The following is a 15736-nucleotide window of genomic DNA, read 5'->3' on the forward strand; positions in this document are numbered from 1 at the left end:
GGGATCACCTGTGTGGAAATTAAATGAGTTAGCAACTATTGGGGGTAGAAATCGCGAGTTTTAGTTATGACATTGGCAATGCGTTAATTTTATCCCGCTGCAAAGCAATCATCGTTTCAGTTTGTTCGTATCGCTGTTGCTCAATAAGTTGCGTTTGCTGATGGGTGGTTACGCCTGGTACATGGGTGAATGCGGTCACCTGTCCGGCGTCGGGCACCATCGTCAGAGGTTGCTGAGTGTTGAAATCCAGCGGTTCCGCTTTCAGTAATGTTGTTTTAGTGGCATCAACCGCTTCCGATACTTTCTCTTTGGCTGATTTAGGTAAGAAACGGAAAATCACGCTTTTGGTCGGGTTAAGCGCCCCGGCAACATTACCCGCAACGGTCATCAGTGAGAGCTCTTTATTGCATTTTTCGCCGAAATAGATCATCCGGTAGAGGAAATAACTTCCCCAGGGTTCCCGGCTGCCCAGTGCGTAATGGAGGAACCAGGCGCGGGAGTCATGTACCTGATCGTCAAACAGTGCACGAACTAAACCGCTGGGTTGCGTGGCGTTACTGGCTTCACCTTGCGGAGGGAACAGGGTGTCGACATGCAATTTCCCCATACCTTTGATCAGCAGAAAATCACGCCCAACATCGTCGGATCGGAGCAGATAAATCGGCGTGAGCGGGATGGTTTCCAGAATAAAATGGGGCATGCTGGTGTAACTGCGAAAGTCTTCGCGGTAATCCTCACCGAACTCAATCGCCGCCTGTTTAAGCTGGGTTTGATCGAGTTTCGGGTCAAAGTCCTTGGTGCCGGGGAATAAGACCGGCGCAGGATCACCCGGTCGCTGTGCAATCCGTTGGTCTTGCCTTCTCTTTTTCACATAGTCCACTTTTATCTCGTATTCTTTCTTCGACGCCTTCATATGAGTAGGCTCACTGTCTGCATCCGAAGCGCGTTGATAAAACGGCGTGATAAATAAGGTTTTGTCGGCGTAGCGGTTAATGCGCCATGCGGTGATCCAGGCAATCTGGTTGTCAATCGCACTTTCCAGGGTGACCTTGGCCGGTATGGGATCAAATTGTGCGGCCTGTTCATCGGTGAAATCCTGAGGTGCGGCAGGCAGGCCTAGCGTGACTTCGCGCCAGGCGTTGAATCGGGTGATGAGATCTGGGGATATAATGAAGTGATTCTCCACATCTAAAGACATGCCTCGCCAGATGTCCTTTTTTAAATCGGTCTCCAATACGCTCCCAGAAACTTTTAAAGGAGCCCCGATAGAAAATGCACTGGCATAAAGCTCATGTAATGCAATTTGTGAAAGTAATAAACCATCATCTTTTCCATTCGCTTTGCCTTGGTCACCCGGCGGATAACCTCCACCTAAATCCGAATGCATACCCGGATAAAACACTTCTACACTGTTCGCTGGGTATTGGCCGTTTGTACGGCGGATAGAATCCAGTGGGAAGCATAGCCGTTGCTCATGGGCGGAAACCAGATGCACACATTTTTTAATCAGCCCGCCGTAGGTGGCTTCATCCGGCAGTTCCTGCGTGCCGTCTGCCCAGGCCATATGCCCTTCGGCAACTGGTGCGATATGGGCTACACCGACCGAGGCGACGGTATCCAGCAGCCCGAGGAACTCTACGCTAATTGGGATTTTTAAATCGTTTACCGCCAGACACTGTTCGGGCTTCTGGCTCTCCTTATCAGGTTTAGGCAGCAATTCACTTAACCATTTCACAAAGGCACGCGCTTCTGCTGCCCCGCGGGAAAAACCATAGATATACAGCTTAATTCCCAGCAGTTTAGGCTTGCCCAGTTCGGCAGGGGCCAGCGCTCGGCGTAATGCCGATCTTTTGTCTAACTCTTTTAGCTGTTGAGTGAACTCTTCATAACGGTTATGTGCTCCACCGAAGCCGAACCTCGCCCAAGTAGTATTCATTTTATCTATGGACTTCAGTGAGGCTGCATTACTCATCCCTTTGGAAGTGAGGACATATTGCAAAGTATCAATTATGCGTAGCAGAGCCCAGTTGATGCGGTCTTCGCCATAGCTGGCGGCGGCTAAACCGAAGGTGCTGTACTCCAGATCTCCGATTTCGGTGAAAGGGGTGCCGACACCGGGAATATAGTATTTGAAATATTTTTCGCTCACGCTGTCGCTGCTATCCAGTGGCTCTTTATTGTCTGGTACGCCACCGGCGTAGCCGGTACCGATGGTGGCACGGAACAGACGGGCAATATTGGTTGGGTGTTTTGGGTCTGACAGGTACAGGTCGTTGTTCAGGTTATTGCCGGTACCGTCAAAAAACAGACTGATATGTAGCGTTTTACAGCAAGGTGGTTCTACCCGCCGGTTTGCTGCCAGGCAAAGCTCCTGACGGTAAGCGCGTTCATGGCTTTCTTGCTGGTGGCAGTTTTTACCTATCAGAGCTTCCTGAGCGGGCAACCGTCCCTGTGAGGGGAACTGCGCCGGGTAGCAGAACAGGCCTTCTGCCTGAGAGGTTATTTGGGACATACTTTTGGCTCCGGCATCTTCAGTGGTTCTTTGATCGGGTAGTTGGCGTTGCCCGGCGCCCAGCAGGAAGTGGTGACTTTAACGTCGTCGCAGGGCATAAAGTGCACGGTAATGCCGCAGGTGTCCTGATTGGTGTAGTCAGGGACGGGCGCTATTTTTCTGTGCTGGCGATTCAAAGATTTTACTTTCTGATACCAGTATTGTTTTTGTTCATAATATTTTTGCCAGCGGTCAGGGTTTCCCGCACCAGCGATAGGACGTGTTGGTTCAGGGATTTCAGGAATATCACTAGCAAATGCTACGCCCGTTTCCCAGTCAATTTGCACAGTCATGCCCGGTCGCCATTCCTCTGGCACCCCATAGCAACATCCGCCGCCGCCGCCATCGTAGGGGCCGATGGCGTCAATACCTGACTGCCCATCGACACTGAAGTTGTTGATGGCCCAGTGGGTGTGGTTAATGGCTTTGATGGTACCGGCTCCGCCCTGTGCTTCTGCGGCGGGTGGCTTGCAGGCGATGAGCAGAAAAAGCCCGGCCAGCAGGCTGAGTTGGGAGAGTTTCATGTAAAGGTTCCTTCCATTGAATATGTGCGGAAATTAGCTGGGCTCAGAGGTTATTTCGGACATACTTTTGGCTCCGGCATCTTTAGCGGCTCTTTGATCGGATAGTTAGGGTTGTCGTAGGTCATACAAGAGGTGGTGACTTTAACCTCGTCGCAGGGCATAAAGTGCACGGTAATACCGCAAGTGTCTTGGCCTGTGTAGTCAGGGACGGGCACCACTTTGTTGTGCTGGCGATGGGTCGCTTGTATTTTCTTTTCCCATTCTAAGTACTTTGCTTCATTTTCAAAGCCGGGAAAATCTTTGGTTGATGACTCTCCCGTTTCCCAGCCAATTCTCACAGTCATGCCCGGCCTCCATTGCCCCGGTACGCCGTAGCAACAACCACCGCCGCCGCCTTGGTAGGGGCCAATAATGTCTATGCCTGACTGCCCGTCGACGCTGAAGTTATTGATAGCCCAGTGGGTGTGGTTGATTGCTTCGATAGTACCGCCACCACCACCCCGTGCTTCTGCGGCGGGTGGTTTGCAGGCGGTGAGTAATAGAATCATGGCCAGCAGGGTGAATTTTGAAATTTTCATTTCTGATCCCTTCCTTAGAACTGCAGCTTAAATGAGATTTAACCGCACAACACCGCAGCACGGGCCGGATCCAGTGCTATCAGCCCGCTGAGCAGGTTGTCCATTTCGGTCAGTAAGCGGTTCTTATTACCGTCGCCGCGCTGATTTTTCATGCGCAGTAATTTCAGGCGGCGGGCTTTGACTTCAAAAATTAATTCTGGCTCCCACTGCTGCAAAGTGAGCGCTGCGCCACAGTTATCGAGATCGCCTAATAAATGCAAAGCCATATCATTCTTACCGTATTGTTCCGCAACGCGAGCCATTACCAGACGTATCAGCCACTGGTGTCGCGGTGTACTGATGCCGGGACGTGACTGCAACCAGCGCAGGGCCGTTTCGACTCCGTCGCTGTCGGCCTGTGTCAGTGCTTCGGATTCGAGTTGAAGGATGTCGTCTTCGCCACAAGTGACCGCAGCGGCAGTTTCGTTATCCCATCCGATGTCAGATTCCAGCACGTGCTGGTTAATCCAGCTTTGAGTCACTTCATCGGCGAACGGCGTGCCGTCGCTCCAGGATAAACTTTCCAGCCCCGGCAGACGGGTCAGTAGCAGGTTGAGATCCTGCGTGATGCACGTGGCCCAGCCGTTATAAGGTACGCCGGATTTTGTGAGTGCCTGATGCAAATACCACTGCACATCCAGCCAGAAGTGGTTAACCCCTTCACTAAACATGGAGCCCGCCTGCTCCAGCAATTCCAGCCAGCTTTGTTGCAGATACAGACGTTTCAGCTGTGCACGATATTCAGGACGTGGCGGCATCAAACGGGTGCGACCACTGGCATCCAGCGGTGGCAATTCGTGTACGGTGTCCCAGCGTACGCTTTTGATTAGATGATGGCTGGAGAGCCAGCCCTGCGGTTGCTCGCGCAGGTATTTCGCCAGCGTTTTGGCCTGTTCCATCAGATCGCGTCCGGACTGAACCGCGCGTAAGAAAGGAGCACTGTTGCTCTCCGGCGTGGAGGAAGACGAACTGCTGTTTTGCGGAACGACGGCGTTCATTCCGCCGGACTGTACCAGCCGGTTTTCCAGCGCGGTAAACAATGCGGCTAGCTTCGGACGGGAGGCCTCGTCCCAGTTGTTCAGTGCGTGTTCGATGAGCGTCAGCGCACCGACGATGCGGGTAAAATCATTTTTTTCCACCTCCGGATACAACGACAGGCTGTCCAGTACGCGGGACCCGGAAATCCATTCCAGCGCCGTTTTACGGCTGGCGGCACGCAGGGGATGCAAGCTTTCGCCAAAACGGGTGATTAACCCGGCCAGCAGGGAAAGGCCGTCGGCCAGACCGGCTTCACCGTCACGATGCAGACGCGCCCAGATGTAATAGGTGGCGACGCGCACGTCCTTGCACTGACTGGTCAGCAGTTTTTCTGCCAGCTCGCAGGTGAGGGTGGTATCTGCGCCAGAGAGTTTGTTGACCTCTTCGCGCATCTGCTGAAAATCATCGTCGTAGCCGGGGTCGGTTCCGGCGGGATTGTCTGAGGAGAGCGGTTGCAGCCAGTTATCCCAGAGTTCGACCTGCAATTGTGACTGCGTTAAAAGCACTTCACTTTCTGCGCCGCAGGCAGTTTGGAGTATGGTTAATGTGGCCATAGTCGATGTTGATTTCCTTTTCTGATGGCTGAAATGTTACCGGGCGGCCATCGTTCACTTATCTTGTGCTGCCAATTTTGAAATAATATCTCCAAGTACAGACCGATTATTTTCATTTTTAATCAGACTTTTTCGGAACGAACATTCACGGTTTACACCTGCTGAAAGGATATGTAATTTAACGATTTTTTTGTCTTCTTTAATTAACATCACATCACTCAGCGGAATAAGATATGTCTGCGCATTCATCCCTGGTGTAACAATAATATTGTTATCCAATAAACCCAGCATAATTGTGTTTTTTAAGCGGAAGGAATTTAAAATCAAAATCAGTCCTAAGCACAAAAATAACCAGCCAACAAATACTCCGATAAAAACAAGACCAATAATAACGAACAATAATCCCCGCATTGCAAGTTTAGATGTGTTGAAATTCAACTCACTTTCAGGTTTTTTGTTATCAATGGATTTGTAAGTTTTCAGACCATTATTACAAATGTTTTCATAACTAAACAAATAGCCAATGAAAAAGACCATGCTGAAAGGCAGCATAATTAATGAACCTAAAATCGCCAAAGCAAGCCCTAGCCTTGATGTTTTAAAAAGAACAGAGACACTGACTACCTGGAAGGTCATGGCAATGAAAAAAGGAATAATTATAAACCATAGATAATTAAATGCCTCGAGCATAATGCTTGCTAATATACCTAGCCACAAGACATTAATTATTAATCCTATCCAAACAAACTTACTGATTTTATTCACGGGTAATTCCTTACCGGTTAGTTGTAATTATTGAAAATTCAAATCCAAGCATATTTTTTGGTGATGTTTCCGATTCTTTTTCAGAAACTTCGGTCAGATGGTAGGGGGTTCACCGGCTACACTTGATAAAAGAAGATTACTCTTCGGCGATCTCATCAGGATCAAAGGGTTGTTCGGTCTGCGCTGGTGCTGCCTGTATCAGGAATATTTGGTTCGGCAGCGTGAAGTTACGCAACTGCAACAGCCCCAGCGGGCCTTTGCCCAGCTCGGTGCGCAATATCCATTGCAGCAGCTGCTTGTTTGGGGTGGTGAAGGTCAGCTGATAGCGGCCTTGGTCCAGCTTTTGCTGTTTTGCCTGCTCGAGCCAGCGGATGAGTCCCCAGGTTCCCTGATAATCACCGTACAAACGTGCCCCGGCAGAGGTCGAGGTCCACGTCAGCATGGTGCCCGGTTTATAGGTATCCCCCGGCCAGCGGAAACTCTGCCAGCTTTCCATCTGGTTGAAGTAATGCAGTTTTTGTCCATCGACCGACAGATTGGTTTCCACCACGTCCGGCACCGGGCGCGCCAGCAGTTCAAAGCGCATACCCTGACTGCCGTCGGTGAACAAAATGTCAGAGATCTGGCTCAGCTGATTAATCGCCGTCAGGAACGCCGGGTTAAACGTCAGCCCCTGACTGTTCACTTTGTCCGGCACCCAGCGCGTGCCTTCTTTGTGTAGAACGCCGCTCAGTTGACGGGTCAGGAAGCTGTCGATTCGGCCGCTGTCTTTGCGGATAAACTCTGCCAGCATCGGCAGCGACGCATCACTTTTACTGACCGCAAACGGATAACGCCCGTCAAAGGCTGATTTCCAGTTTGCCACAATGGCGTTTTTCCACTGGTCATTCAGGCTGGCGGAGGAAGGTTGTAACACCGTCTCCCACGCCTGCTTCAGCGGCTGGACAAACATGGTCTGACCGAACCCGCTCCACTCCTCACCCAGACTGGCGGCAATCAGGCTGCCGTATTCCTGTGTGTCGGTCAAATCGACGCTTTTCCCCTGAAAGACGGTTTGCGCCAGTATCTGCGTCATTTCCTGCGGGTCTGAGGAGTTCGCCACCTGCTGGAGTTTCAGACGTACGCGGGTAACGCGGGTCAGCAACGTTTGCAGGCTGAGGGAGCTGTCAGAGGACATCATATTTTTTGCGTTGCCTTTGCCCATCAGCGTCAGCAACGGCCCGAAGGTCTCATCCAGCGGGCCGACCGGTCCGCTGGCCTGCTGATCGATAGCCGGTTGTGCATCACTGTTGATCAACGCTTTGGCGGATTTCACCAGAGAGTCGGTCAGCGCCTGATCTTTCTGTCCGGTCTGCCCCTGCCACGCCAGCGTGTTCATCAGGGCAATCAGCGGCGACTGGCGTACGTCGCTCATCAGCGTCAGCTGGTCGATAACGTCTGAAAGATTGTGCGCTTCGTTCCAGCGCAGGCTGTTGAGGAAGGTCAGCCAACTGCCGGCAAAATCGGTGAAGTAGCGTTCTGTCAGACGTTTTTTCAGCGCCTCGGGGGAGATGTTCTCGGAGACCGAGTGGCGGTTATCACTCAGCACCCAGTCAATTTCTTCGCGGCGTGATTTCACCGCTTTGTCGATCGCCTGCTGGATCTGTTCATCCCACGCCTTGCGGGTAAACATGCCCGGCACCACTTCTTCGCTGGTAAACAGGCGCTGCGCATCGGTTCCGCCAGTCATGTCGACGAGCGTCATGTCCGCGTAATTGCGGCGCACCGAGAGCAGCATGTTTTCATACAGCGTACTTTCGGCGTTGCGCTGGCCGATTTCTCCCAGCAGCACCTGACGTGCCTGTGATACCAGGGATTTATCGGGAGTGATTTTCCATGATGGCTGGGCAGGTAAATTCACCGCATAGAACTGCCATAAATCCGGTGCCAAACTTTGCCACAGACCGGGGGAGACGTCGGGACGAACCGGTTCTGTGGTCTTCATCACCTGCGTGTAAAAGACGCCATCGGCTTTTTCAGGGCGCGCCATCATCAGATAGGCTTTCAGCTGGTCATAACCTGACTTTGCCAGCGCCGCACGTTTCGGGCTATTGGCGGGCAGGCTGGCCAGTTCGTTAAGTTTTTGCTGCAAACTTGCCGCGGCGGCATCACGGATCAGACGGTTGCTGGCGTTGCCATACCAGGGCAGCAGGGTAGTCAGCAATTGGGCATTGTGATCCAGACCAAAACGCTGATACCACGGCGCTCCTTTTGCCACGCGGGCCTGCATCCGGCCAATATCATTGCGCAACGCCTGTAAGGCGATCAGCTGTTCATCAGTGACCGGCTGCGGTCTGGCCAGGACCTGAGCCTGATCGGCGGCAGATATCATCTGATGACGGTTCACCGCAAAAGACACCACGCTGCCCGCGCCCCACAGAACAATCAGCGCCAGCACCCCGTAGCAGAGCGTTTGCTCCCACGGCAGACCGACGCGGCGACCCTGCGCAGACCGGCAGTCCTCCAGCACACCCTGCCAGCTGGCTGGTGCCGCCCAGGTTTTTTCATGCACGTCCGTCGCCGGGGTTGAGCTATCGGGCATGCTGAACATCAGCCCGCGCAGGGGAATGCGCTGAGCGTATTCGCTGAACCACGGCGTCAGGATCCTGCGCCAGCGCAGTGCCGCGGATCCTTGCAGCGTGTTTGCCAGACGCAGAAGGAAATCATGCTGAGGGTTGAGAAAGACCTGCTGTAACCCCTGTTCGCGAAGCTGAGGGATCAGCGATTTCAGCTGCGATTCTACAGATTCTGGGGAAGCATTCGCGGCAAAAACCGTACCTACCGGCTGTTCAGCACGCTCAGCCTGCGGCCACGCACTGTCGCAAATCTGCCACAGATACACCGGCGGCTGATAACGCAGCGCTTCACCGGTTTTTTCCAGCGTCCGCAGGCCGTCATCCAGCCACTGCGCGCCTTTGCTTTGTGATTCTGTCATCGCCCAGACAATCCCATCGAGCGGGCGGCTGCAGCGAAGTTTCCGCCATTGGGCCAGACGGGTTTCATCTGCTTCTTTATGCAGGCTGCCACCGTGGATCAGCACCGTACGCTGACCTTCCAGCCAGCCTTGCGCCGCCAGTGTTGGGGCGAGCACTGCGATTTGTTCTGGCTCACCGACGACCATCAGCAGGCGCACTTTGTAACGCCAAAACAGGCCGTAGCGGCGGCGCAGGCGTTTTATGATCGCGACATTTTCGGAGGGTATTTTTGCTTTTTTACGCTGTGCTTTGAGGGCGCTTTTGGGATCCTTGGCTTTATCTTTAACAAGCTGACGGATGGCAATAACAACCAATGTCACTACGCTCAGCGAAATAATCCAGATAAAGAGACAGACCATCACCAGATTACGAACAACGTTCCAGTCTGTGGATTTTTGCTCGCCCCAGAACCACCATGCCAGTCCTCCCAGAAAGATGACCAGCGTCAGCGTAGCGATTGTGATAACAACGGTGAGAGCCACTGATATTTCAGCAGGCTTATTTTCCTGATCCATAGGGTTTAACAATTCCAAGCGCGAGTGTGTGATTAGGGTCGCGAGCCAGCCAGCCGCAAGGCACTGCATGGTGTTGCGCGAAAAAGGCAGCAAGAGTCAGAGCCACCATCGATTCAATCTCAGCCAGTTCACCCCAGTTCAGATCCTGAACATGCTGAGTCACATTCCAACCGATGTCGTTCAGGTCAGGAATATTCGGTTGTGAAAACAAAAAGCAAGTATCAGGCGGTTGAGTTAATTCACTTTGCGCCAACGCCCTCTGGGCGACCGTGACGATATTTTCATCGGGGGACGGGTCAAAAACTTCCCCGCGAGAAAATTGTACGTTGCCCGTCTGACCCAATAGCCACAAAACGGCGGCCTCTCCGGCCGGGATCCTGTTTTGGTGTTCTGCGGGAACCGACCGGCATCCAGCGCAGAGGACGACGGTCTGCGGCGGTAACTGGCTCAGGTCATCAATAATTTCCGACAGGCTGGCTTCCCCTCGCCAGATAACCGGATCACGCGGTAGCGCGACATGAGGTAAAGACGCAGCCATTTGCGAGGAGAAGGCCTGCCAGGCTTCAGGTGAACCCAGCCAGTAACAACGTAGCGGTGTTAGCGAAAGCTCACCTTCGTGCTGCTCTTGCCACTGCAACACCAATGTTTTTGCCAGTTGCACTTCTCTTTCTGCGCGATTGGGCGTAAACGACTGCAGTAAGCGCAGCGCTTTTCCCCCAGCTTCGTTGCGTACCTCAGGCTGACGGTGATCGCGGTTAATCAGGCGTTGCCACTGGGTCAATGTGGTGCCTGCGGGGCCGATTAACACGGCTTCTGTCAGTGCGACATGTTGACGATGTTGCTGCCACCACTGTTGCTGAATCTGTTCCACTTCGTGGTAATAGAGCTGCGCGTTATGCGTTGCTGCGCGATAAAACAGAACCCGCAGCCCCCAAACCAGCGTACTCAGCACGGTGATAAAAAGGATAACGGCCACCACCTGGCCGTACTCCGTACCCTGAGGGCGTAACAGCGCGGCAGCTCCCCCGGTCAGCAAGAGCAGCGTCGCCCCGGCAGCCAGCCACCGCTTACCTTTGGGGGGGCGCGGTTGCCGGTAGGCAGGGAAGTCGGGTTGAGGATTCATTGCTCTATGCCAAAATCAGGAAAAGAACTCACCAGCGTGCAACCACAGGCACAGCGGTGCCCGTGGAGCGCCACCGGTTGACCGTCAACCTGTGAAATTGCGCTGCCTTCTATGATTTTGGTCATCCCGTGGCGGTCACACATCACGGCATCTCCTTTGCAGGCAATGCCTTTGCCAAAGCACAAATAATGGCCGCCTAGCACTTTGCCGCCGTATTCACGCAGGCTGTCTCCCTGCCGTATGATATTTTTCATCCTTAGCTCCTGATTATGTCGTCAGCAGTGACTGCGCCTGCGCCCAGCGAGAGGCAATCATGGTTTTCGCCTGCTCAATCTGTTGTTCACCAATAAGCTGCTTTTGCTGGCTGGCGATAACGCCTGGCGCTTGGGTAAAGGCTGTCAGTTGCTCGGCCTCTGGCAGCATTGGCAGTGCTTGTCTGGTGATTAAATCCAGCGCTTTGGTTTCTAAAGACATTGCGCCTGCCGTTCCAGCCAGCCCTGCCAATTTCCCGGTCAGGCTTTTCTGTTTAAAGCTAAAGACAACGCCACCTACCAGCGTGGCTGCACCCACCACGTTGCCCGCAATGGTCAGCAGTGAGAGCTCTTTGTTGCAGTTGTCCCCGAAGTAGATCATCCGATAGCGGAAATAACTGGCCCAGAGCTCACGACTGCCTAAAAAACCGTGCAAAAACCAGGCGCGAGAGTCATGAACCTGATCATCATATAAGGAACGCAGCAAACCCGACGGTTGTGTCGCGTTGTTGGCTTCGCCTTCGGACGGAAACAGGATTTTGACCAGAGGGTCAGCACGGGTTTTTATGCGATCAAACTCTTCCCGCTCGTCGTCGGTATTGATCAGAAAAATGGCGTTCTGCGGGATGGTGTCCAAAACCAGTTGCCAGCCACTGCTTAAGCTGCGCGACTCGCCGCGATAATCTTCGCCAAATTCCAGCGCAGCCTGATAGAGCTGGGTTTTAGGGATATCAGGGTCAAAGTCTTTAACACCAGGCATGAGGACTGGCGGTGGATCACCAGGGCGTTGAGCGGCGAGCTGCTCTTTGCGCTTTTCCTCGACAATATTTTGTTTTTCCTTGCGATCCGCTTTGGAGGCATTACGCTGTAAATCTGTACCGTCTTTGTCATTAAGCTGCTGATAAAACGGCGTGTTGAGCATGGTCGCCCCGGCGTAGCGGTTAATACGCCACGCGGTGATCCACGCGATCTGGTTTTCCACCGCATTTTCAAGGGTGACGCTGGCGCGTACCGGGTCAAACTGCGCGGCTTGTTCAGCGGTTGCTTCCTGTGGGGCTGGGGGCAGATTGAGCGTCACTTGGCGCCAGGCGTTGAAGCGAGCGATGAGTTCTGGGAAGATTACAAATTGTTGCTGCAAATCAGGCTGCATTGCTCTCCATAATTCCTGCCTTAAATCTTGAGGTAGTGCTGAAGGCGATACCTTTAAGGGGGCCCCTACAGCAAAGGCAGCGGCGTACATATCGTGTAAAGCGATCTGGGAAATGAGAAGACCATCATTGGGGCTAGTGGCTTTACCCTGATCACCAGGTGGATAACCCCCACCTAAATCAGAATGCATCCCAGGATAGACCACTTCCACGCTGTTTAGCGGGTATTTACCGTCGGTATGGCGGATGGAGTCCAGCGGGAAGCACAACCGTTGCTCATTGGAGGAAACCAGATGCACGCAGCGCTTGATAAGCCCACCGTAGGTGGCTTCATCGGGCAGCTCCTGCGTGCCGTCGGCCCAGGCCATATGACCTTCGGCCACCGGCGCAATATGAGCCATACCCACCGAAGCGACGGTGTCCAGCAGGCCGAGAAACTCAACGCTGATGGGAATTTTCAGGTCATTGACGGCCAGACACTGCGGCGGCTTCTGGCCTTCGGCTTCAGGTTTGGGCAGCAGCTCACTCAGCCAGCGAACAAAAGCGCGGGCTTCCGCCGCACCACGGGAAAATCCATAGACATACAGCTTAATACCCAACAGCTTGGGTTTGCCCGGTTCAGCGGGTGACAGGGCAATACGCAGTTTGGCTTCCAGTTTTTTGAGCTGTTTACTGAACTCTTCATAGCGGTTATGTGAGCCGCCTAGCCCGAGGGCTGCCCAGGAAGTCCCCATCTCTTTTATTGCCGTCAGACAGGCGCTGTCATCGAGTTTGTCCATACCCATAGTGCGCATCAGGGCATCAATCAGCCGCAGTAGCCCCCAATTAACCCGGTCTTCGCCATAGCGCGCACCGGCCAGGCCGGTCATGCTGTATTCCAGATCGTTAATTTCTGTAAAAGGGGTGCCGACGCCGGGGATATAATATTTGAAATATTTTTTACTGACGCTGTCGCTGGTATCCAGTAATCCCTCCTTCTGTTGTACCCCACCGGCATAACCGGTACCAATGGTGGCACGGAACAGACGGGCAATATTGGTTGGGTGTTTTGGGTCTGACAGGTACAGGTCGTTGTTCAGGTTATTGCCGGTACCGTCAAAAAAAAGACTGACATGTAAAGTGTTACAACAGGGCGGTTCAACCCGCCGGTTAGCGGCCAGACACAGCTCCTGCCGGTAGGCGCGCTCGTGGCTGTCCTGCTGATGGCAGTTTTTGCCGACCAGCGCGGCCTGCGTGGGTAAACGCCCTTGTTTAGGGAACTGTTGTGGGTACCAGACCAGATCTTTTGCCTCAGATTTTATTTCGGACATACTTTTGGCTCCGGCATTTTCAATGGTTCTTTGATCGGGTAATTAGGGCTGTTGTAGGTTGAACAGGAGGTGGTGACCTTTACTTCATCACAAGGCATAAAGTGCACCGTAATACCGCAGGTTTTTTGCCCTGTATAATCAGGAACAGGCACTAGTTTGCTATGTTGGCGTTTCTGACCATTTATTCTTTTTTCCCATTCAAGATATTTCTTTTCATTTTCATACCCAGGAAAGTCCATTGAGTACCCAACTCCAGTTTCCCAGTCAATTCTGACCGTCATACCCGGCCGCCACTGTCCCGGCACGCCATAGCAACAACCGCCGCCGCCGCCCTGATAGGGGCCGATAATATCGATACCGGACTGGCCGTCGACGCTGAAATTATTGATAGCCCAGTGGGTATGGTTGATGGCTTCGATAGTACCGCCACCGCCCTGCGCTTCGGCACCGGGTTGAGTGCAGGCTGAGAGCAGAAATAACCCGGCCAGCAGGCTGGTTTTGGAGAGTTTCATGTCACTGTTCCTTCCGTTGGGGTGAGACGTATGAAGAACGCGTTGCTTAGGGTTTCCTGCTCATAAGTCAGCAGAGAATGCATAAGCCGCGTTTGATCATGGGGTTTTGGGCACTGGAAGAACCGATGCGTTTATTTCGGACAGTCTTTCGGCTTCGGCATCTTCAGCGGTTCTTTGATCGGGTAGTTAGGGCTGTTGTAGGTGGCGCAAGAAGTGGTGACCTTTACCTGATCACAGGGCATAAAGTGCATCGTAATACCGCAGGTTTTTTGACCTGTGTAATCAGGAACGGGTACGACTTTGCTATGCTGACGATTATTGGCACTCATTTTTTTTCCCAAGCCAAGTACTTAGCATCGTCTCCGAACCCTGGGAACCCTTTCATACTGCTATCACCACTTTCCCAGTCAATCCTCACCGTCATCCCCGGCCGCCACTGTCCTGGGACGCCATAGCAACAGCCTCCACCGCCGCCCTGATAGGGGCCAATAATATCAATGCCGGACTGACCGTCGACGCTGAAGTTATTGATAGCCCAATGGGTATGGTTAATGGCTTCGATGGTACCGCCACCACCACCGCCGCCCTGCGCTTCGGCACCGGGTTGAGTACAGGCTGAGAGCAGAAATAGTCCAGCCAGCAGGCTGGTTTTGGAGAGTTTCATGTCACTGTTCCTTCCCTGAAAAGTGCGAATTAATTAGCGTCGAGTTCAGAAGCGGTATTTTCACTATTTTTGAAAGGAGGTTTCGTGGTATTTTTTTTCATCAACTGATCATATTGGTGAACGTCATAAGGATAGAGAAGGGTGTCAACGACAATATCAAAAGGCATCGAAATGATAGAAAAAATAGGATACAGCCCAAAAGAAAATATCCAAAAATAAGGATTGGAAACCACTTTTTTATCCGTTTCAAATCCGATGTAACTGCGAGTGAAATTCATACTTTCACCACGGGTCATTGTTCCGCATCCGTTGAGCACGGTAAGTTGAATGGCTATCAGGAAGGAAATAACCAGCGTTTTTGTTTTTTTCATGTTTTTACAAAACCGTCGACAGTAAGTTTTTGACAAAGGTTTCCCTATCATCATCCATTAATAAACCCGCTTCTGTGGCTGAAAGCATCCCCTCATAACAGATAGTGAATAATCTTTCCTGATCTGTTTTCAATGTGTCTGGCGCGATCAGGTGTCGGAGTAATATATTCACGTCACATACGCACATTAAATTTTCCAATTGTCTGTCATTGATAATGAGCATGGGTATTTCCTCATCCCGTGTAAGCAAGGTCCCATTCCCTGCGATTTGGCAGGGGAGTTCGTTTCTGTCCAGCCAACTCCAAAAAATAGCCGGACGCAGCAGATGTTCCTGCTGATGCTTATCGAGAATATGCGAGAATAACAAAGGGAAAATGCGGGGGTCGTAGAAACGAAAAATGCCCTCCTGACTTCCACAGATCACGTTAGTCGTCAGATTTAAATAATCAGCAAGGCTGTTGAAAGGCCATATGGAACAAAGTATTAATAGCTGCCCTGTTCCGGCGAATTGCGTTGCTAATTCAATCATCCATTGCCGTTGTAACGTATTCTTGAGATCAATTCGGATCAACAAGGGTGCATCTTCCAGGAGCACCTCTTCCGGAAGGTTCTTAAACAGAGAACACCATTGAAGCGACGTTTCAAAGTGGGTGAGTGTGGGGATCAAAGAAAAATCACTGCCTGCCTGATCAACAATAATGTCTATATGTTTTATCTTTAAATCGGCACTGGATGACTCAATAATATCGATCCATGTAAGAACCTGATTATTATTCATG

The 15736-nt window shown here is 52.2% G+C and carries 12 protein-coding genes and 1 pseudogene; all 13 read right to left on the reverse strand.

The window, feature by feature from the left end; all coding sequences use genetic code 11:
• Positions 1 to 64: 64 nt before the first annotated feature.
• On the reverse strand, positions 65 to 2512 hold the full coding sequence (locus ACQZQY_RS00120; protein WP_431295538.1) for a T6SS phospholipase effector Tle1-like catalytic domain-containing protein: 2448 nt from the start codon (positions 2510 to 2512) through the stop codon (positions 65 to 67).
• Complete coding sequence (locus tag ACQZQY_RS00125) at positions 2500 to 3075, reverse strand: DUF3304 domain-containing protein (protein WP_431295539.1); 576 nt, start codon at positions 3073 to 3075, stop codon at positions 2500 to 2502. The genes ACQZQY_RS00120 and ACQZQY_RS00125 overlap by 13 nt, the downstream gene beginning before the upstream one ends.
• Before the next feature lie 50 nt (positions 3076 to 3125).
• A complete protein-coding gene (locus tag ACQZQY_RS00130) occupies positions 3126 to 3653 on the reverse strand; it encodes a DUF3304 domain-containing protein (RefSeq protein ID WP_431295540.1) in 528 nt (175 codons plus the stop codon).
• Positions 3654 to 3691: 38 nt separating this feature from the next.
• Positions 3692 to 5284, reverse strand: a complete 1593-nt coding sequence (tssA, locus tag ACQZQY_RS00135; protein WP_431295541.1) for a type VI secretion system protein TssA — start codon at positions 5282 to 5284, stop codon at positions 3692 to 3694.
• A gap of 54 nt (positions 5285 to 5338) precedes the next feature.
• The gene (locus ACQZQY_RS00140) at positions 5339 to 6049 is read right to left on the reverse strand and encodes a hypothetical protein (RefSeq protein WP_431295542.1); all 711 of its coding nucleotides are present in this window, start codon (positions 6047 to 6049) and stop codon (positions 5339 to 5341) included.
• Positions 6050 to 6185: 136 nt separating this feature from the next.
• Entirely contained in the window at positions 6186 to 9578 is a 3393-nt protein-coding gene (locus tag ACQZQY_RS00145; protein ID WP_431295543.1) for an ImcF-related family protein, read from the reverse strand.
• Positions 9562 to 10701 carry a hypothetical protein gene (locus ACQZQY_RS00150; protein ID WP_431295544.1) on the reverse strand — a complete coding sequence of 380 codons (1140 nt, stop codon included), beginning with the start codon at positions 10699 to 10701 and terminating at the stop codon, positions 9562 to 9564. The genes ACQZQY_RS00145 and ACQZQY_RS00150 overlap by 17 nt, the downstream gene beginning before the upstream one ends.
• Complete coding sequence (locus tag ACQZQY_RS00155) at positions 10698 to 10955, reverse strand: PAAR domain-containing protein (protein WP_431295545.1); 258 nt, start codon at positions 10953 to 10955, stop codon at positions 10698 to 10700. Before ACQZQY_RS00155 ends, ACQZQY_RS00150 begins: the two co-directional genes overlap by 4 nt.
• 13 nt (positions 10956 to 10968) lie before the next feature.
• On the reverse strand, positions 10969 to 13410 hold the full coding sequence (locus ACQZQY_RS00160) for a T6SS phospholipase effector Tle1-like catalytic domain-containing protein (RefSeq protein ID WP_431295546.1): 2442 nt from the start codon (positions 13408 to 13410) through the stop codon (positions 10969 to 10971).
• The gene (locus ACQZQY_RS00165) at positions 13398 to 13922 is read right to left on the reverse strand and encodes a DUF3304 domain-containing protein (protein ID WP_431295547.1); all 525 of its coding nucleotides are present in this window, start codon (positions 13920 to 13922) and stop codon (positions 13398 to 13400) included. Before ACQZQY_RS00165 ends, ACQZQY_RS00160 begins: the two co-directional genes overlap by 13 nt.
• Before the next feature lie 131 nt (positions 13923 to 14053).
• Positions 14054 to 14586: pseudogene (locus ACQZQY_RS00170) on the reverse strand (DUF3304 domain-containing protein).
• Positions 14587 to 14615: 29 nt separating this feature from the next.
• On the reverse strand, positions 14616 to 14957 hold the full coding sequence (locus ACQZQY_RS00175) for a hypothetical protein (protein WP_431295548.1): 342 nt from the start codon (positions 14955 to 14957) through the stop codon (positions 14616 to 14618).
• A gap of 4 nt (positions 14958 to 14961) precedes the next feature.
• The gene (locus ACQZQY_RS00180) at positions 14962 to 15735 is read right to left on the reverse strand and encodes a DUF4123 domain-containing protein (protein ID WP_431295549.1); all 774 of its coding nucleotides are present in this window, start codon (positions 15733 to 15735) and stop codon (positions 14962 to 14964) included.
• Between the last annotated feature and the right edge of the window lies 1 nt (position 15736).

The organism is Rahnella sp. PAMC25559, assembly GCF_050632365.1.
Lineage (GTDB): Bacteria > Pseudomonadota > Gammaproteobacteria > Enterobacterales > Enterobacteriaceae > Rahnella > Rahnella rivi.